This window comes from Kitasatospora sp. NPDC089913 (genome assembly GCF_044748625.1).
In the GTDB taxonomy this organism is placed as follows: domain Bacteria; phylum Actinomycetota; class Actinomycetes; order Streptomycetales; family Streptomycetaceae; genus Kitasatospora.
This window is the reverse complement of the sequence record NZ_JBIVGI010000038.1, coordinates 30,785-48,901: the sequence shown is the minus strand read 5'-3', so window position 1 is coordinate 48,901 and position 18,117 is coordinate 30,785. Positions and strand designations below refer to the sequence as shown.

Annotated in this window: 13 protein-coding genes; 2 read left to right on the top strand and 11 right to left on the bottom strand. The window is 75.2% G+C overall.

Features of this window, described 5'->3' with window-relative positions; translation table 11 throughout:
• Positions 1–18: 18 nt before the first annotated feature.
• Together ACIPYS_RS36260 and ACIPYS_RS36255 are read right to left on the bottom strand one after the other, a co-directional pair.
• Positions 19–600 carry a HutD family protein gene (locus ACIPYS_RS36260; RefSeq protein WP_093859398.1) on the bottom strand — a complete coding sequence of 194 codons (582 nt, stop codon included), beginning with the start codon at positions 598–600 and terminating at the stop codon, positions 19–21.
• A gap of 83 nt (positions 601–683) precedes the next feature.
• On the bottom strand, positions 684–1,961 hold the full coding sequence (locus tag ACIPYS_RS36255) for an MFS transporter (protein WP_400754319.1): 1,278 nt from the start codon (positions 1,959–1,961) through the stop codon (positions 684–686).
• A 116-nt stretch (positions 1,962–2,077) separates the two neighbouring features.
• Here ACIPYS_RS36255 and ACIPYS_RS36250 point away from each other — a divergent pair, with 116 nt between their 5' ends.
• Complete coding sequence (locus ACIPYS_RS36250) at positions 2,078–3,256, top strand: ROK family protein (RefSeq protein ID WP_231978700.1); 1,179 nt, start codon at positions 2,078–2,080, stop codon at positions 3,254–3,256.
• A gap of 146 nt (positions 3,257–3,402) precedes the next feature.
• The gene (locus tag ACIPYS_RS36245) at positions 3,403–4,509 is read left to right on the top strand and encodes a PLP-dependent cysteine synthase family protein (protein WP_400754316.1); all 1,107 of its coding nucleotides are present in this window, start codon (positions 3,403–3,405) and stop codon (positions 4,507–4,509) included.
• A gap of 144 nt (positions 4,510–4,653) precedes the next feature.
• On the opposite strand, the gene ACIPYS_RS36240 is transcribed toward ACIPYS_RS36245, so the two are convergent.
• The 9 genes from ACIPYS_RS36240 to ACIPYS_RS36200 all read right to left on the bottom strand — a co-directional run bounded on the left by ACIPYS_RS36240 (position 4,654) and on the right by ACIPYS_RS36200 (position 17,855).
• Positions 4,654–7,053 (bottom strand): right-handed parallel beta-helix repeat-containing protein, encoded by a 2,400-nt coding sequence (locus tag ACIPYS_RS36240; protein WP_093859395.1) that lies wholly within the window; start codon positions 7,051–7,053, stop codon positions 4,654–4,656.
• A gap of 406 nt (positions 7,054–7,459) precedes the next feature.
• Positions 7,460–8,338 carry an MOSC domain-containing protein gene (locus ACIPYS_RS36235; RefSeq protein WP_093859394.1) on the bottom strand — a complete coding sequence of 293 codons (879 nt, stop codon included), beginning with the start codon at positions 8,336–8,338 and terminating at the stop codon, positions 7,460–7,462.
• Between the two features lie 290 nt (positions 8,339–8,628).
• Positions 8,629–9,432, bottom strand: a complete 804-nt coding sequence (locus tag ACIPYS_RS36230; RefSeq protein ID WP_400754311.1) for a DUF6643 family protein — start codon at positions 9,430–9,432, stop codon at positions 8,629–8,631.
• Positions 9,433–9,991: 559 nt separating this feature from the next.
• Positions 9,992–10,453, bottom strand: coding sequence for a large conductance mechanosensitive channel protein MscL (mscL, locus tag ACIPYS_RS36225; RefSeq protein ID WP_093864720.1), 462 nt, complete (start codon positions 10,451–10,453; stop codon positions 9,992–9,994).
• A 138-nt stretch (positions 10,454–10,591) separates the two neighbouring features.
• Positions 10,592–11,785, bottom strand: coding sequence for a DegT/DnrJ/EryC1/StrS aminotransferase family protein (locus tag ACIPYS_RS36220; RefSeq protein WP_093864719.1), 1,194 nt, complete (start codon positions 11,783–11,785; stop codon positions 10,592–10,594).
• A complete protein-coding gene (locus ACIPYS_RS36215) occupies positions 11,782–13,470 on the bottom strand; it encodes a hypothetical protein (RefSeq protein ID WP_400754306.1) in 1,689 nt (562 codons plus the stop codon). The genes ACIPYS_RS36220 and ACIPYS_RS36215 overlap by 4 nt, the downstream gene beginning before the upstream one ends.
• Entirely contained in the window at positions 13,470–14,543 is a 1,074-nt protein-coding gene (locus tag ACIPYS_RS36210; protein WP_231978405.1) for a GNAT family N-acetyltransferase, read from the bottom strand. Before ACIPYS_RS36210 ends, ACIPYS_RS36215 begins: the two co-directional genes overlap by 1 nt.
• 100 nt (positions 14,544–14,643) lie before the next feature.
• Positions 14,644–15,927, bottom strand: a complete 1,284-nt coding sequence (locus tag ACIPYS_RS36205; protein ID WP_400754303.1) for a glycosyltransferase — start codon at positions 15,925–15,927, stop codon at positions 14,644–14,646.
• Positions 15,924–17,855, bottom strand: a complete 1,932-nt coding sequence (locus ACIPYS_RS36200; RefSeq protein ID WP_400754300.1) for a hypothetical protein — start codon at positions 17,853–17,855, stop codon at positions 15,924–15,926. The genes ACIPYS_RS36205 and ACIPYS_RS36200 overlap by 4 nt, the downstream gene beginning before the upstream one ends.
• Between the last annotated feature and the right edge of the window lie 262 nt (positions 17,856–18,117).

Genomic DNA, 18,117 nt, shown 5'->3' with positions numbered 1-18,117 from the left:
GCGGCGTGCCGGGCCCGGTCAGTCGACGGCCGTGCGCAGGACGAGCACGGCGGTGGTCCCGGTGGGGCGGAGGGTGTGGGTCGCGGGGGCGGTGAGGTGCGCGGCGTCGTAGCGGGCGAGGGTGGTGCCGGCGTCGAGGGTCGCGGTGCCGGAGAGACAGACCAGCAGGACGGTGGCCCCGGTCGGGACCTCCACCGTCCGGGCCTCGTCCGCGAGGGTCACCTCGGCGGTGGCCCGGCCGCGCCGGGTCATCACGTTGAAGTCGACCAGCGGGCCGCCGAGCAGCCGGCAGTCGGTGGCCGCGTCGCCGGAGAAGGCGAACGGGCGGAACGGCGCGTCGACGACGTGCTCGGTGCCGTCCACGGTCAGGGCCATCCCCGGGCCCTCGACCAGGGTGATCACCCGGTCCACGCCGGGGAAGGCGGAGAACGGTCCGGCCGACCCGACGTCGGCGAGGCTGACCCGCCACCGGAAGTCGTCCAGCCCCGAACCCGCCGGGTACCCGGCGACCTCCCTGGTCACCCCGCCGCCGTTGCGCCAGGCGGTGGCCGGGCGATCGGCGGCGCGGAGGAGCTGGACCGGTCCGGTGCTGTTCGTCATGGCGCGATCCTCGCACGGGGCCGCAGCCGCGGGGGAGGGGGAGCGTCCGGCGCCGGCCGGGCGGGTCAGTGCCGCCGGACGGGTCAGTGCCGCCGGACGGCCAGTGGGAGGAGGGCGGCGACGGTGGCCGCGCCCGCCACGGTGGTGAGGGCGAGCGGCAGGCTGGTCGCGTCGGCCAGGAAGCCGATCACCGGCGGGCCGATCAGCATGCCGCCGTAGCCGAGGGTGGAGGCGAGGGCGACGCCCCGGGGGCCGCCGGCGGCACCGGCCCGGGCGATGGCGAGCGGGAAGAGGTTGGCCAGCCCGAGCCCGACCAGGACGAACCCGGCGAGGGCGAGCGGGACCAGCGGGGCGAGCGCGGCCAGCAGCATGCCGGCGGCCGCGGTGAACCCGCCGAGCAGCATCACCCGGTGCTGGCCGAGCCGCACGGACAGCCAGGTGCCGCCGATCCGCCCGGTGGTCATGGCGAGCGCGTAGGCGACGTAACCGGCGGCGGCCACCTGGGCGCCGGCGTGGACGTCGTCCGTCAGGTGCACGGTGGTCCAGTCGGCCACGGCGCCCTCGCCGTACGCGGTGCAGAGCGCGGTGAGGCCGAGCAGCAGGACCAGCAGGCGGCCGGCGCCGGCGGCGGTGCCGCCGGAGGGGGACGTGGAGGAGGACGGGGCGGCGGACGTGGAGGAGGACGGGGCGCCGACCGGTCGCGCCGCGGGGCTGCGGAGCAGGGCGGCGCCCGCGAACGCGGTGACCGCGAGGCCGAGCAGTCCGGCGATCGCCAGCCACTGGGCGGCCGTCAGGGTGCCGGCGAGCAGGCCGCCCGCCCCGGCGCCGAGCAGGCCGCCGAGGCTGTACCCGGCGTGGAAGCTGGGCATGACGGGGCGGCCGAGCTCGCTCACGATCTCGACGGCGGCGCTGTTCATGGCGACGTTCGCCCCGCCGTAGCCGGCGCCGAAGAGCAGCAGGACGCCGCCGAGCGCGGGCACCGAGTGGGCGTGCGCGGGCAGCGGGACGGCGACCGCGAGCAGGGCGAGCGAGGCGACGGTGACCGGCCGGGAGCCGTACCGCAGGCAGAGCCGGCCGACGATCGGCATGGTGGCCACGGCGCCCGCCGAAACGCAGAGCAGGGCGAGGCCGAGCGCCCCGTGCGAGGCGCCGACCTGGTTGCGGATGTCGGGGATCCGGACGACCCAGGCGGCGAAGAGCAGGCCGTCGACGGCGAAGAAGGCGGTCAGGGCGAGCCGGGCGCCGCCCCAGGAGGGGAGGAGGGACGCAGGGAGGGTGCGGGATCGGGCGGCGATGCTGCGAGACTGGGGGGACGGCCGGTCGGCGGGGGCATGGGAACGAATTTTGTTTCGGAGCGGCACAAAGTAAGAATAGGGACGTGCAGCTCTCACCTTCAAGTCCGAAGCCCGGGACCGGGGCCGAACTCGACGCGCAGCGCGACGCCCACCGCCGCGCGGCCCCCGACCGCGGCCGGACGCTGCTCGGTCCGGCGCTCCAGCTGATCCACACCGGCCAGACCCCGACCCGCTCGGCCCTCACCCGCGCGCTCGACGTCACCCGGGCCACCGCCGGCGCCGTCACCGCCGAACTGGAGGCACTCGGGCTGATCACGGTCGACTCCCGCCCGGCCGGCGGCGGCCGCGGCCGCCCCTCGCACCGGCTCGCCATCGACCCCGCGGGCCCGGTGGTCGTCGCCGGGCAGATCCACGCCGACGGTCTGAGCGTCACCCTGGCCGGCCTCGGCGGGCTGCTCGACCCGCCGGTCCACCTGCCGCTGCCCGCCGCCACCGACCCGGTGCGGATGCTGCGCGCGGTGGCCCAGGCGGGCGCCGAACTCGCCCGCGCCACCGACCGCCGCTGCCTCGGCGCGGCGCTCGCCCTGCCGAACCCGGTCACCGAACCGGACGGCACGGCACTGGCCGCACTGCACTTCGCCTGGCCCAGCGGCACTCCCGTGGCCGACCTGTACGACGTCGAGGTGGGGCGCGCCGAGCACGGTCCGAAGGCGTTCGACCCGCTGCCCACCTCCATCGCCAACGACGCCAACCTGGCCGCCCTCGCCGAGTACCGGCACGGTGCCGGACGGGGCGCCCGGCACCTGCTGCTGGTCACCTCCGGCCACCGCGGGGTCGGTGGCGCGCTGGTCATCGACGGGCGGCTGCACACCGGCAGTGCCGGGCTCGCCCTGGAGGTCGGCCATCTGACCGTCGATCCGCAGGGCCGGCCCTGCCAGTGCGGCAACCGGGGCTGCCTCAACTCCGAGACCGACCCGGACGCGCTGTTCGCCGCCGCCGGTCTGACGCCGGACCCGGCACGACGGCTGCTCGACCAGGCCGGTGAGCTCTGCCGGGCCGCCGCCGTCGACGAGCGGGCCCGGGCGGCCGTGGAGCACGTCATCGACCGGCTGGGCCTCGGGCTGGCCGGGGTCGTCAACATCCTCAACCCGGACCGGGTGGTGCTCAGCGGGCTGCACCGCGACCTCCTGGAGGCCGCGCCGGACCGGCTGCGGGCGGTGGTGGCCGACCGCAGCCTCTGGGGGCGCAGCGGCCGGGTGCCGATCGTCGGTGCCGAGCTGGCGCACAGCGCGCTGGCCGGGGCGGCGGAACTCGGCTGGCGCCCGTACCTGGCCGATCCGCAGTCGGTGCAGGTGGGGTAGCCGCGCAGCGGGGAGCCGTGGGTCCCGGCGGTCGATAAGCGGAGCCTGGAGCTTCACATAATGTCACTTATCGTGACACTCGTACACTCGTAGTGAGCGCATCGGAGGGGGGCTTCGAAGAACTCGCACGAGGAGAGTGGCAGGCCATGGGGACCGAACCGACCGTCGACGTCGACCGCACCGACCCGGAGTACCGGAGTTGGCTCAAGGAGGCGGTCCGCAAGGTCCACGCGGACGCCAACCGCTCGGCCGACACCCACCTGCTGCGCTTCCCGCTGCCCGCCGAGTGGGGCATCGACCTCTACCTCAAGGACGAGTCCACCCACCCCACCGGCTCGCTCAAGCACCGGCTGGCGCGCTCGCTCTTCCTCTACGGCCTCTGCAACGGCTGGATCCGCCCCGGCAAGCCGGTCATCGAGGCGTCCAGCGGCTCCACCGCCGTCTCCGAGGCCTACTTCGCCCAGCTGATCGGGGTGCCGTTCATCGCGGTGATGGCCAAGTCCACCAGCCAGGCCAAGATCGACCTGATCGAGTTCCACGGCGGCGAGTGCCACCTGGTGGACCGGCCCGACGAGGTGTACGCGGCCTCGGCCGAGCTCGCCGAGAAGACCGGCGGTCACTACATGGACCAGTTCACCTACGCCGAGCGCGCCACCGACTGGCGCGGCAACAACAACATCGCCGAGTCGGTCTTCGCCCAGCTGCGCCTGGAGCCGCACCCCGAGCCCACCTGGATCGTGGCCACCGCCGGCACCGGCGGCACCTCGGCGACCATCGCCCGCTACGTCCACTACATGCAGTACGACACCCGGATCTGTGTCGCGGACCCGGAGAACTCCTGTTTCTTCGACGGCTGGGTGCGGGAGGACCCGGACGCCGTGTGCGACCGGGGTTCGCGGATCGAGGGGATCGGCCGCCCCCGGATGGAGCCGAGCTTCGTCCCCGGGGCGATCGACCGGATGATGAAGGTCCCGGACGCCGCCTCGATCGCCGCCGTCCGGGTGCTGGACGGGGTGCTCGGCCGGAAGGCGGGCGCGTCCACCGGGACCGGGCTGTGGAGCGCGCTGCGGATCGTCGCCGAGATGCGGGCGGCCGGGGAACGCGGGAGCGTGGTCACCCTGCTCTGCGACCCGGGCGACCGCTACCTCGACAAGTACTACGCGGACGAGTGGCTGGCGGGGGAGCGGATCGACATCGCGCCCTACCTGTCCGGGCTGGAGTCCTTCCTGGCCGGCGGAGCCTGGACGGACTGACGGACTGACGGACTGACGGACTGACGGACTGACGGACTGACGGACTGACGGACTGGCGGGGCGCCGAGCCGACGGGCCGACGGGCCGCCCGCTCCGGGGTCGGCGCCCCGGCGCCGTGGCGGGGCCGCCCCCGGTCGGCCCGGGCTACGGCAGTCGGGGCGCCGGAAGGTCGGTGGGGACGAGCAGCTGGAGGTCCTCCGTGGACGGGTCGTCGAGCTGCGCCACCCGCATCGCGTGCCGCTCCACCATGGTCTCGAAGACCTGGCGGGCGGTCCGGCCGTTGCCGAAGGCGGGACCGCGCTCGATGCCGGCGAAGTGCTCCAGCAGCGCCAGCTCGGTGGCGTCGGCCAGCGCGTACTCGTGCTCCGCGCACTGGGCGCGGGCGATCTCCAGCAGCTCCTCGGCGGTGTAGTCGGGGAAGGTGACGGTCCGGGAGAACCGGGAGGAGACGCCGGGGTTGGCGGACAGGAACCGCTCCATCTCGGCGGTGTAGCCGGCCACGATGACCACCACCTCGTCCCGGTGGTCCTCCATCAGCTTCACCAGGGTGTCGATCGCCTCCCGGCCGAAGTCGCGGGCGCCGTCCTCGGGGGCGAGCGCGTACGCCTCGTCGATGAAGAGCACGCCGCCGCGGGCCCGGTCGAAGGCGGCGGCGGTGCGGATCGCGGTGGAGCCGATGTGCTCGCCGACCAGGTCCACCCGGGCCACCTCGACCAGGTGCCCGCGCTGGAGCACCCCGAGCGAGGCGAGGATCTCGCCGTAGAGCCGGGCCACCGTGGTCTTGCCGGTGCCGGGGGCGCCGGTGAAGACCAGGTGGCGGCGGAGCGAGGGGGCCTTGAGCCCGGCCTGCCGACGCCGCCGACCGACCGAGATGAGGTCGATCAGGGTCCGGACCTCCTGCTTGACGGTGGCCAGGCCGACCAGTCCGTCGAGTTCGGCCAGGGCCTCGTCGGCGGGCCGGCAGTCCGGGATCGGCCCGATCACCGCGGGTGCGGCAGAGGCCAGGGAGCCTGTGGAGGCGGCGAGTTGGGCGCGCGGTCCGGGGATCTCGGCGGCCGTCGACGGCAGCGCCGCGACATCGTCCGAGGTGCAGCCCTCCACCACCGGGCCGGGCTCGGAGAACTCGAAACCGGCCCGCTCGTTCTGCTCGGCCCGGCACCGCGTCAGCACCGTGCGGCAGCCGTCGATGATGTGGAAGCCGAAGCCCTTGCCGTGCGAGACCCGGCAGTCCTCGAAGGTGCCCCGGCCCTGGGCGGAGACGTAGACCCCGGCGTCGGAGCCGGCCCTGACGGTGCAGTCCCGGAACACCGGGTCGGCGCCCTTGGTGACGATCACCCCGGTCGCCACGTCGGAGATCTCGCACTTGGTCAGCACGCCGCCGCTGCCGTGGTCGCGGAACCACAGCCCGGTGCCCGCCTCCTGCACCCGGCAGCCGCTGAGCGTCACCGTGGCGCCGCCGCTGACCGACACCGCCGAGCTGCGGATCCGGCTGAACGAGCAGCCCTCGGCGACGGCGGCGGAGTCGCGGTCCAGTACGAACAGGGCGTCCGGCAGGTCGTGCAGGGCGCAGTCGGTGAGGGTGAGCCGGGCGCCGTCGCTGACCCACAGCGCCGGGTACTCGCCGTTGGAGCCGTGGATCTCGCAGGACTCGGCGCTCGCCTCGGTGCCCTGGTCCCAGACCGAGAGCGCGCCGCGCCCGAAGTCCCGCACCGTGGAGTGGGCGAGGCTGAGCCGGGCCCGGCCGCGAAGGTCGGCCGCGTTCTCCGGCAGGTCGTGCACCCGGCAGCCGGTCAGCACGAGTTCGGCCTCGCCGTCGAGCGTGAGGCCGTTGCCGGTGACCCGGTGGATGTCGCAGTCGACCAGCCGCCCGCGGGCCCGGTCCTCGGCCTGCACCCCGCTGCCGCGGATCTCGTAGATCTCGCAGCCGGTCAACTCGGCGGCGCTGCCCGGGTCGGAGAGCAGGACACCGGCGCCGCTCGCGTGGTGCACCCGGCAGCGCTCCAGCGCGGCGGTCGCGCCGCCGAGCACGGCGAGTCCGGCCTGACCGGCGGCGGAGACCTCGCAGTCCTCGAACGCCGCCGCGGTGCCCGGGCCGCGGAGCCGGAGTCCGAGCCCGTCCGGGTTGGAGACCGCACAGCCCTTGAGGGTCGGCCGCGCGCCGTCGGTGACCTCGAACCCGGCGGCGGAGCGGGTCTCGACCCGGCAGCCGGTGAAGGAGGGGGCCGCGTCCGCACCGGACACCAGCACGGCGGGGGAGGACCGGTCGCTGCCCTCGATCACCAGGTCCAGGACGGCGGCCGAGGCCGTCACGGTGAGCGGGACGCCTCCGGGAGGGTCGATCCGGACGGTGCCGGGGCCCTGGGCGGGGACGATCGTGACCACCTTGTCCACGACCACGTTCTCCCGGAAGGTCCCCGGCCGCACCGTCACCGTGTCGCCGGGTTCGGCGGCCGCCAGGGCCTCGGTGAGCGTGTCGTACTCGCCGGCGCGCCGCCGCCAGCGGGATGCGCTGTCCTGGGTGACCCGGACCCTGTGCTCAGCCATGACGGTTTGTTGTCCCCACCTTCATCGAGCCGGCGATCTGCGGACCGGACGCACGCGGGCCCGTTCGCCCGGACGCGGCGCACGGGGTGCGCGGGTCGTCCGCCCACCGTAGCGCGCCCGCGCGGATGCTCCCGCCGTTCGGTACCGCTCGGTGACGGGCGGGGCCGGGCGCGGTCGCGGGTTCACCACATGCTTCAACGAGTGCGCACAGTTCCGGTTCCGGGACGCGGGTGCGGAACCGGCCGCGGCGGCGACGGGGGCCGCGGTGGGCGGGCGGCGGTTGCGGGGCCGGCCGGGAGCCCCGGGCGCGGAGAACGCGCGCGGCCACCGGCGCGTGGGCGCCCGCACCGTGCGCCGGGAGCGCCCCGGCACCTTCCGGTGAGGGCGCCCGCGGCGGACCGGCCGCTCAGACCAGCCGGTCGGACGGCCAGACCATGCCGTCCTCCAGGACCTCGACCTCGTCGCCGAGCCGCAGCGTGCCCAGCACATCGCCCTCGACGCCCGCCGGGCGCTCCGGGATCAGGTTCTGCCCGAAGGCGGCCTTCTTCAGCAGCCGGTGGTGCTTGGCCAGGGTGCGCAGCGGCTCCGGGCCGCGCCGCTCGCCGCTCTCCTGGTCGGTGGTGGTCACCACGCAGCGCCCGCAGGGCTTGACCACCCGGAAGGTCAGCTCGCCGATCCGGATCCGGCGCCAGCCGTCCTCGGCCCAGGCGTCGCTGCCGGAGACCACCGCATTGGGGCGGAACCGCTCCATCGGCAGGGTCTCGTGGCCGTCCGGGTGCGCCTCGGCGATCAGCCGGTTGAGCTCGGCCAGCGAGGCGGTGGTGGCGAGCAGCAGCGGGAAGCCGTCGGCCATCGAGACCGTGTCGCCCGGGGAGGAGAAGCCCGGATCGACGGGCCGGGCGCGCGGGTCGTCCAGGTGCACCAGCCGGTAGTCGCCGAGCTGCTCGGCGATCCACAGCTGGGCCTCCTTCTCGGCCTCGGCGGCGTGGAAGCGGGTGCCCCAGACCTCGACGTCGGCGAGCTGGTCACCGAGCGCGACCGAGGGGGCGGGGATCTCGGCGCGGGAGCCGCCGGGAGTGGTGAGGACGAGGGCGCCGGCGGGGGTGAGCCCGGTGCGGACCTGGCCGAGGGCCGGGTTCTCGCGCTGGCTGACGAAACGGCCGGTGGCGTCGGCGAGCATCCAGCGGCGGTCGCCGGCCAGACCCCACGGTTCGACGGGAGCGCTCTCGGGGCTCAGGCGGTACATGGACTTGACGGGGTAGACGTGGAGTCCGGTGAGCTGCATGTCTCCATCCTGCCAGCACCGCCGGGACCGGCCGCGGGTGAGTCCCCGGTGCTGCGGCGGCACGTGCCCCGGCTCGTTGCCCCGGGACGTTGCCCCGGGAGGTTGTCCGACACGCTGCCCCGACACGTTGCCCGAACGCGCACGGACCGCCCGGAACGCCGGTGTGGGGCGGCGTTCCGGGCGGTCCGTGGATGACCCGTTTCTCCGTACGCCCGGCGTCGTTCGGTGCGCGCCGGGTGGTGCTCAGGTGGTGCGGGTCCGGGCCGGGTGGGGGTCCGGACCGGGTGGTGTCAGTAGCCCTGTGCCTGCGGCTGGTAGCCCTGCTGGTACTGGCCGTGCTCGCCGTACGGGCCGGGCCGCTGCGGCTGCATCGGGCGGACCGGGGCGACCGGGGTGACGGCCGGACGCAGCTGGGCGCCGCCGAAGGACTGGTCGGCCGAGCCGCCGAAGCCGCCCTGGTGGCCGCCCTGGCCGCCGAAGCCCTGCGGGCCGCCGAACGACTGCTGGCCGCCGAAGGACTGCGGGCCGCCCTGGGGCTGGCCGGCCGTGCCGTGCGGACCGGCCGGCTGGGCGCCGAAGGTCTGCTGTCCGCCGTTGCCGCCGACGAAGGTGTTCTGGCCACCGAAGCTCTGGCCGCCGGAGGGCTGGTACCCGCCGGTGGAGGCCTGGGTGAAGCCCGGCGTCGGAACCTGCGGGCGCTGGCCGGGCAGGTAGGGCTGCGGAGCGCCGTACCCGGGGACCGCCGGCTGGGGCGCGGCGGCGTACGCGGGGGCGGGCTGCGCCGGGATGTACGTGGTGGCCGGACCGGAGGGGGCGCTGCTCGGGCCGGGGCCCAGGGCGAGGCGGGCCGGCGGCAGGGCGGGGAGGTTGCCACCGGGACTGTCGTACCCGGAGCCGTACCGGTTCTCGTAGGACTGGCCGGGGAGGCCGGATCCGTAACCGGTCGACAGGGCCGGCGGCAGGGCGGCCGGCACGTTGATGGGCGCGATCTGCGGGACACCGCGCTCTGCGACGAGGCTGTCGTAGATGGGCGTGCCGGAGGAGAAGGACGGAGAGGGGTAGCCGACTCCGTCGTAGGAGCGGGGCGAGGTCATGGGGCATACGGTAAGCCCACAACGAGCCTACTGAGGAGACTGGGAGGCGGAGCAGTTCGAGTGTTTACACAAGCTTCGCTCGAACAAAGGTTTCGAAAGTAGTAAGAACGGACAAATTGGCGATGACTTCAGGCCACTCCGTGCCCGCTCCGGGGGCTCGAACGGGGCCCGCACGCGCCCGTCGAAGCCCCGTGCGGTGACGGGGCGGTGGACGGTTCGGGGACTGTCGAAGAAACTTCTGCGGGCAGGGCGTGTACCGGCGCATTCGAGCCCCCGCCGACGGTGTGGCGGGGGCTCGTGAATGTTTCGGGGATAAAGTCCCCGTCAGAGCATTCGCGGGGTCCGTCCGGGCAGTTCGCGGGGCCCGTCCGGGCCCCGGACGGGCCGGACCCGGGTCGCTCCCGGCCGGCCGGGGAGGCCGAACCCCGCTGGAACGCCCCCGACTTGCCGCCGGTCCGCCCCCGGCCTGCCGCCCGCCCGACGCCGGACCGCCGCCCGGTGGCCACCGAGCGGCCACCGGGCCGTGCACCGCGTCCCGGTGCAGCGGCGCCGCGTCCGCTCAGCGCACCTCGGCCGGGCGGGGCGTGCCGCCGTTCTGGGCGGGGAAGCCCGGCAGTCCGGCCACCTCGGAGGTGCAGAACGAGCAGCGCACCGCCGCGACCGGGATCCTGCTCAGGCACTCCGGGCAGTCCGCCTTGGCGACCGGCGCCGGCTTGTCGCCGTCGAGCCGCGCCTGCAGCTTGCCGACCGGCACCACCACGATGAAGTAGATCACCGCGGCGACCAGCAGGAAGCTGATCAGCGCGTTGACGAAGACGCCGTACGGGAACCGGGTGCCGGCCACGTCGAAGGTCTTCAGGGTGAAGTCGCCGACCGCGCCGGTCGCGACCCCGATCAGCGGGGTGAGGAAGGCGGTCACGAACCCGGTGACCACGGCCGTGAAGGCCGCGCCGATCACGATGCCGACCGCGAGGTCGACGACGTTTCCACGCAGCAGGAAGCTGCGGAATCCCTTGAGCACCGGGAACTCCAAATCCGTACGGGGAGAGGTGGGACGGGACCACGGGCCCCGGCCGGACATCCTGCCGACCGGGGGTCCCCGCGGTCCAGCCGCGTTCACCCGATCCGCGTAACGGGGACGCGGCCCGGCGCGGTCGGATCAGGCGGAGCGCAGACGCTCCGCGTACGGCTGGATCCGGGCCACCGCCTCGGCGATCCGGCGGACCGTCGGCGCGTCCATCTGGGACCACAGCGGCACGGTCAGCACCGAGTCGGCGAGCCGGTCGGTGAGCGGCAGCGCCTCGGCCTGGCCGAGGTGGGCGTAGGCCCGCTGGCGCTGCACCGGCGGGTGGAAGTAGCGGCGCGAGTCGATCCCCTCCGCCCGCAGGGCGTCGGCGAGCCCGCGCGGGTCGAGGCCGAACGCGGCGGCGTCCAGGACGAGCGTGAGGTCCTTGAAGGTGGAGGTGTCGCCCTCCTCCGGCAGGGCCAGCCGCAGCCCCGGGAGCCCGGCCGTGACGGCGGCGAACTCGGCCACCAGCGCGCCCCGGTGGGCCACCCGCTCGGGCAGTCCGGCCAGCCAGTTGAGGCCGACGGCGGCGTGCAGCTCGCTCATCCGGGCGTTCAGGCCGGGGAACAGCGTGTCGTAGTCGCCGGGGTTGCCGTAGTCGCGGGCGGTGCGCAGCCGCCGGGCGAGCGCGGCGTCCCGGGTGGCGACCAGGCCGCCCTCGCCGGCCACCGCGACCTTGGTGGGGCTCATCGAGAACACCTCGGCGTAGCCGAAGTTGCCGACCGGCACGCCCTTGCGACGGCTGCCGAAGCCGTGCGCCGAGTCGTAGACCAGCGGCACCCCGGCGGCGTCGGCGACCTCCTGCAGGCGCTCGACCTGGCAGGGCGTGCCGTAGACGTGGGTGGCCATGAGCGCGGCCGGGCGGTCGGCGGCTGCCAGCCGGGCGGCGGCGTCCTCCGGGTCGAGGGTGATGTCCCGCTCGCGGGCCTCGGCGAACACCGGGGTGCCACCGGCCCAGTGCGCGGCGTGCGCGGTGGCGGAGAAGGTGAAGCCGGGCATCACCACCGCGCGCCCGCCGTCCACCTCGGCGGCCTGGAGCACCAGCATCAGTCCGGTCGTGCAGTTGGAGACCGCCACCACGTGCGGCACCTCCAGCAGCGCGGCCGCGGCCTCCTCGAGTTCGGCGACGGTGCGCCCGTTGGTGAGCTGTCCGCTGTCGAGCACGGTGCCGAGCCGCTCCAGCAGCGCGGCGCGGTCGGGCACCTGGACCCGGGTGAGCGGCAGCCCGTCGGGGAAGGCGGGAGTGCCGCCGAGGGCGGCGGGCAGGGCAAGGGTGTCGGTGGTCATGGCGCGGTCGATCCCCCCTGGGACGTTGACGGTGACGGTGACACGATGGACGACGGTGGAGCGGTGGACGACGGTGGAGCGGTGGACGACGGTGACACGATGGACGAGGGTGAGGCGGTGGACGACGGCGGGACGGTGAGCCGGACGGGCGGTGCCGCCGCCGCGGGCACGGACGGTGCCGCCGGTGGCCCCGGCGGCTCGGGCGTCCGCCGGGCGCCCCACTGCCCGGGCGAGACCCGCCAGACCGGTGGCGGCCGGCGGACCGCGGTGCGGCCCCGGCTCGCGGTGGTGGCCGGGACGACCAGCAGCACCAGGGCGAGCGGCAGCACCTGGACCCGTTCGCGGGACAGGATGCCCATGTTGTTGATGGTCGAGAAGGCCCAGCAGAACAGCAGCGTGTAGACGGCGGCGAAGGCCACGTAGGAGCGCTGCACGAACAGCCGGGGCAGCCGGGACAGCCGGGGCCAGGCCCTGATGAACATCACCAGCAGCGCGAAGCACTCCACCGACTGGATCAGGTTCTGGATGTTGGAGGCCTCGAACGGGAACGGCCGGAACAGCACGCTGATCACCGCGACCGGCAGCCCCGCCGGATTGAGGCTGAACTGCGGCGCGGCGTCCTCGGGCGCGGTCGCGTTGATCATCGAATTGCCCTGGCTGGTGCGTCTGGAGGTCTCCGAGAGCACCTGGTTCACGGCGTCTCCGCCGGTCCCGTCGGTGCCGAAGAAGGTCGAGACCTGCTGGAGCATCAGCACCGCCATCGCGCCCAGCACCACCGCGGTCAGGATGGTGCGCAGCGGCCCCAGCGCGCTGGCCTGCTGCGGACGGCGGCGCAGCACGTACGCGACCATCAGCCCGGCCCCGGCCAGCGCGGTGACGTGCGGGCGCACCATCGCGGTGCCCACCGAGCCCAGCGCGATGCAGAAGAAGGCGCCGAACCGCCGGTCCAGCAGCCGTGCCGTGCCGTAGGTGGTGAGGCCCAGACAGAACATCATCCAGGCGTCCTTGCCGATGCTGGAGGGCCAGAACAGCAGCGAGGGCAGGAAGAAGACCAGCTTGGCGTACTTGCGGGTGTCCGCCTCGGGGAAGGCGATCTGCAGCGCCCGCCAGAACAGCAGCAGGCCCCAGAAGCCCAGCCAGGAGAAGACCAGGAAGCCGCCGATCAGCGAGGGGCCGGTGATCGCGTACACGATGCCGGTGACGATGATGACGAAGCCGGTGCCGGCGACCTTCATGCCGAGGTCGTAGTGGACGCCGCCGAGCAGGTCGGCCTGGTCCAGGTAGGCGGCGAGCTCGGTGCCCTTCTGGTGGTACATCTTGGCGTCGGCCGCGCCCCCGTACAGCACGAAGGCCATCAGGTAGCGGGGGAAGGCGCAGAGCAGTTTGGCGGTCATCGCCAGCAGCAGCAGCCGGAAGACGTCCCGCTCGGGGTTGGCGGCCGCGATCCGCGCCAGCAGCGGGGTGCCGATGGCCATCAGCGCCGGGAGGATCAGCAGCGCGCCCCAGGTGTCGTACGAGGTGTGCACCGAGGCGAGCACGAAGAGCGTGACGTAGCCGGTGACCAGCGCGGCGGCGAGGGCGGACGGCCAGGGGACACGGCGGAGCACCGCCGGGGCGGGCCGGGGGACGCGCCGGAGCACCGCCGGGGCGGTGGCCGCCGGGCCCGGTCCCCCGGGCGCCGCCATCAGAACACCTCCAGGTCGCCGAGGCTGAAGCGCCAGTCCGCCAGGGTGAGCGGGGTGGCGCCGCCCGGGCCGCGGGCGGCGAGGGTCATCCCGGTGCGCGGGGCCCGCAGGTAGCCGGCCCGCAGCGCCGCGTCGGCGGCCTCGGTGCCGGGGGAGAGGTGGGTGGCGACGTGGTCGCAGCCGGACTCGCGGGCGGCGGCGCGCAGCAGCCGGACGGCGCTGTCCCGGTCGCCGGGGCGGACCACCAGGTCGGCGAGGGTGAACTCGGCCAGCGGGCCGCGTCGTCGGGGCCGGCCGACGGCCAGGCCGGTCAGTTCCCCGCCGCGGTGCACGGTGAGCACCCGGTAGTCCAGGCCGGGTGCCTCGCCGTACCGCCAGCGCAGGAACTCCGGGGTGCGGTGGACGGCGAGCCGGGGGTCGGTGGCGTCGGCGGCGGCGCGTTCGCGCAGCAGTTCGGCCAGCGGGCCGTGCACGCCGGTCACCGCCGGGTCGGCCAACCAGGCCCGGGCGGTGGGCAGTCGGCAGTCCGGGGGGCCGGCCGGCGCGGCGGCCGGACGGCGGGCGAGGGCGGCGCGCGCCCCCCGGGCGAAGGCGGTCGGGCGTACGGCGCGGACCGCGATCGGTACCCGGCCCAGCTCCTGCCAGCCCATCTTCCGGTAGCCGGGCAGGCTGTTGCCGTTGGGTGTGTTGAACACCAGCTCGGTGTCCCCGGCGACCTGGTCGAGCAGGTCCAGGGTGAGCCGGCGGAAGATGCCGCGGCCCTGGAAGTCCGGGTGGGTGGCGGTGTCCACGGGGCGGACGGCGTTGACCGGGCGGCCGTCCGCTCCGCCCGCCTGCCACCGCCAGCGCAGGAAGAGGCGGACCCCGGCAAGTCGCCCGTCGGCGGTCTCGGCGACCAGCCCGGGGCTGGCGCCGAAGGGATTGCGGAGGTGCTTCCAGGCGAAGAACTCGGCGGTGCGGGTGCCGGTGGGTCCGCCCGCCAGCGAGGCGGTGAGCAGGTCGAGCACGGCGGGAAGGTCGGGCTCGGCCGGCGGGCGGAAGGTCAGCTCGGCGGGGGCGGGCAGGGCGCTCACGTCCGGACTCGCTCTCCCATCGGAGGTCGGGGGGTCAACGGGGAAACGTCGGTGCTCCGGGGTGCTCCGGCTGCGGGTGCTCCGGCTGCGGGTTCTCCGCTCAGTGCCGCAGGACCCGCGTGTACACGGCCTCGACGGCGCGCTGGGCGCCCGCCACGTCGAAGCGCTCGGAGCGCTCCCGGGCGGCGGTCGCGAGCCGGGCGCGCAGGTCAGGTTCCTCGGCCAGTCGGGCGAACGCGTCGGCCAGCGCGGACGGGTCGCCGGGCGGGACGAGGTAGCCCTGCTCGCCGTCGTCCAGTACCTCGGGCATGCCGCCGACCCGGGTGACCACCGAGGGCAGTCCGCTGGTCATCGCCTCCATCAGCGCCACCGGCAGGCCCTCCTGGCGCGAGCTCAGGGTGAACACGTCCAGCGCGGGCAGCAGGTGCGGCACGTCGGGGCGCGACCCGGTCATCAGGACGGCGTCCGCGATGCCCAGTTCGGCGGCCCGGGCGCGCAGTTGCCCCTCGAGGGGCCCCGCGCCGATCAGGACCAGCCGGGCCCGGGGGTGGCGGCGCAGCAGGTCGGCGTGGGCGGCGAGCAGGGTGGCCTGGTCCTTCTTGGGGGTCAGGTTGCCGACCGTGCCGACGACGAACGCCTCGTCGGGCAGGCCGAGTTCGGCCCGGGCGGCGGCCCGGGCGGCCGGCCCGCCGGGGGCTCCGGCCAGGTCGGGGCCGTGGTGCACCACGGTGACCCACTCGCCGGGGCGGCGCCGTCCCGGCGGGACGGTCCGGGCGACGGCGTGCGAGACGGCGATCACCGCGTCGTTGCGCCGGTAGGTGAGCGCGTTGGCCCAGCGGGTGGCCGGGCGGTAGCGCTCCCAGACGTTGTGCTCGGTGTGCACCAGCCGCGGTCCGGGGCCGGTCAGGGTGGGGGTGAGCAGTCGGGCGGCGGCGGCCGGTACCGGCATGTGGGTGTGCACCAGGTGGTACCGGCGTTCGACGAGCAGCCGGCGCAGCCGCAGCGGCCAGCGCGGATCGGCCCGGCCCGGGGTGCCGGGGACGCCGCCCAGGCAGTGCACGGTCACCCCGGCCTCGGTGAGTGCCGGGGCGAGCGCGTCCTTCCACGGCAGGACGTAGGCGACCTCGATCCGGTAGCGCGAACGGTCCGCGTGGCGGGCGCAGTTGAGCAGCAGCTGTTCGGCGCCGCCGCGGCCGAGGCCCTTGGCCAGCCACAGCACCCGCACGGGTGCGTCCGCCGGGCCGGGCTCCGGCGTCCGTTCCGGCCCCGGCTCCGCTGCCCGCGGCGCGTCGCCCGGGGGCGGGTCGTTCGGCGGCGCGTCGCCCGGGGGCGGGTCGTTCGGCGGCGCGTCGCCCGGGGGCGGGTCGTCCAGTGGTCCGCTCATCGCTCCTCCGCCTCGCGCAGCAGGGCCGGTTCGCCCTGGTCGCCGCCGTACCCGCGGCCGTTGGCGCCACCCGGGGCGGCGTTCTTCGGGTCGGCGTTCTTCGGGTCGGGGCCGGTCGGGCCGTCGCCGTTCGGACCGGCGTGGTACGGGCCGGTGTTGTCCGGTCCGGTGCCGTTCTCCCCGGACGGCGCGCGCCGGGCCCAGCTGGGGGTGGTCCGTCCGCCGCCGCGCTCCTCGGGCGGTTCGGCGGCCCGGTCCGGCGCGGGGGCGGAGGTCCGCTCCGCCGCCGGTCCGGACCGGCGCGGCAGCGCCGTCGGCTGCTGCTGGTGCTGTCCGCCCCGCCCGGCCGGTCCGGTCGCCCCGGCGACGCCCGCGGGCCCGCGCCGCCGCCCACCGGAGCGGCCGTCGGTGCCGAGCAGTGCCACGCCCGCCACCGGGACCCCGGTCCGGGAGAGCAACTCGGCCACCCGGTCCGCCTGTTCGGGGGTGACATTGCCGCTGCGAACGGTGACCAGCACGGCGTCCGCGTGCTGCACCAGGTCGTAGGCGTCGTTGGCGTGCAGCAGCGGGGAGGTGTCGATCAGGACGATGTCCGCGTGCGGCCGGACCCGCCGCAGCACATCGCCGGCCCGCAGTACCAGGGCCGCCGGGTAAGCGGTGGTGTTGCCGCCGGTGATCAGCGAGACCCCGGCGACGTTGGTCGGCCGGATCAGCTCGTCCAGTTCGTCGAGCCGCTCACCGCTGAGCAGTTCGGCCATCCCGGGCCCGTCGCCCACGCCGAGGTGGGTGTGCAGCTGCGGGTGGCGGAAGTCGCAGTCCAGGACCAGGACGCCGCGGCCGGTCTCGGCGAGTGCGGCGGCCAGGTTGGCGATGGTGATGGTCCGGCCGTCGCGGCTGCCGCCGGAGGCGACCAGGACCACCGGCGCCGGTTCGGTGAGCGGGCGCGGCACGGTCCGCTTCGCGTCGTCGCCGCCGGCCGGCCGGGCCAGCGTGTCCGGGCCGGTCAGCAGCAGGGTGGAGCGCAGCGAGCGGTAGGCCTCGGCGGCCGGGTCGGACGGCCGGGCGCGCACCAGCGGTTCGCGCACCCGGCGCTGCCGGCGGGACAGGTGCGGCACCTCGCCGATCACCGGCAGACTGAACGCCTCCTCGACCGCGTTCCGGCTGCGCAGCCGGGTGTCCATCCGGCTGAGCATGAGCGCCGCGACCACGCCGAGCGCCAGGCCGAGGAACACCGCCAGGCCGAGCCGGACGCTGCGGCTGGGGGAGGAGAGCAGGTTGCTGGTGCCCTGGCGGGCGTCGATGCTGCCCCACTGCTGGATGGCGTCGGTCTGGGCGCTGTTGGCCAGCTTGCTGATCGTGGTGAGGGTGGTGGTCAGCGAGGTGTTGGCGGCGGTCAGCTTGGGCTGGAGCTTGGGCTGGTCGGCGGGGGCGGAGCGGTTGTACTGGGCCTGGATCTCGTTCAGCTGCTGCTGTTGGGCGTCCGCCTGGGCCTGCAGCTTCTTGATCGTCTCCGCGGCGCTGCGGGCCGACTCGTCGCTGTAGCCCTTGATGATCGCGGCCGAGTACGCGGTGGCCAGGTCGGAGCAGGACTGCCCGGTGGGGCCGGTGGTGGCGATGGTCAGCATCTGGGGGCTGTCGGCGGTGACGGTCCGGCGGGCGATCAGCTCGGACGCGTCGGCGATGCCGAGCTGTTTCGCGGCGGCCGCCGCGACGTCCGCGCCCTGGGCGTAGGAGAGCACCTGGTCGGCCCGGACGGTGTCGCCGGCGCCGGCGACCGGGGTGATCGCGACCTTGCACTTCCATTTGGCGTTGTCCACCGTGTCACCGGCCGGGGTCAGCAGCCAGCCGACGACCAGCGCGGCGAGCGTGCAGCCGACGAGCAGTCGCCAGTAGCGCCGCAGGACGGTGAAGTGGTTTGCCGGTTCCACCGGTTGGATCCCCTCGCGTTCGTGGTGCGGTGGTGCTGTCAGCGCCCGCCGCCCCCCTGTCCGGGAGCGCGGTGGGTCCGGGTACCGCTGGTCGGGTCACGCGCCGGGGCGCGACCGGCAGACCCTCGCGGGCACGGTGGAATCCCTCGGCTGATGTCGCAACCCGCCCCCCTGACGACTCGCGGACAACGTCCTGAACGACGTACTCCCCACGGTGTGGTCCGGCCCGGTGGTGCACCGCGTGCGCCGCACGCCGACCGCC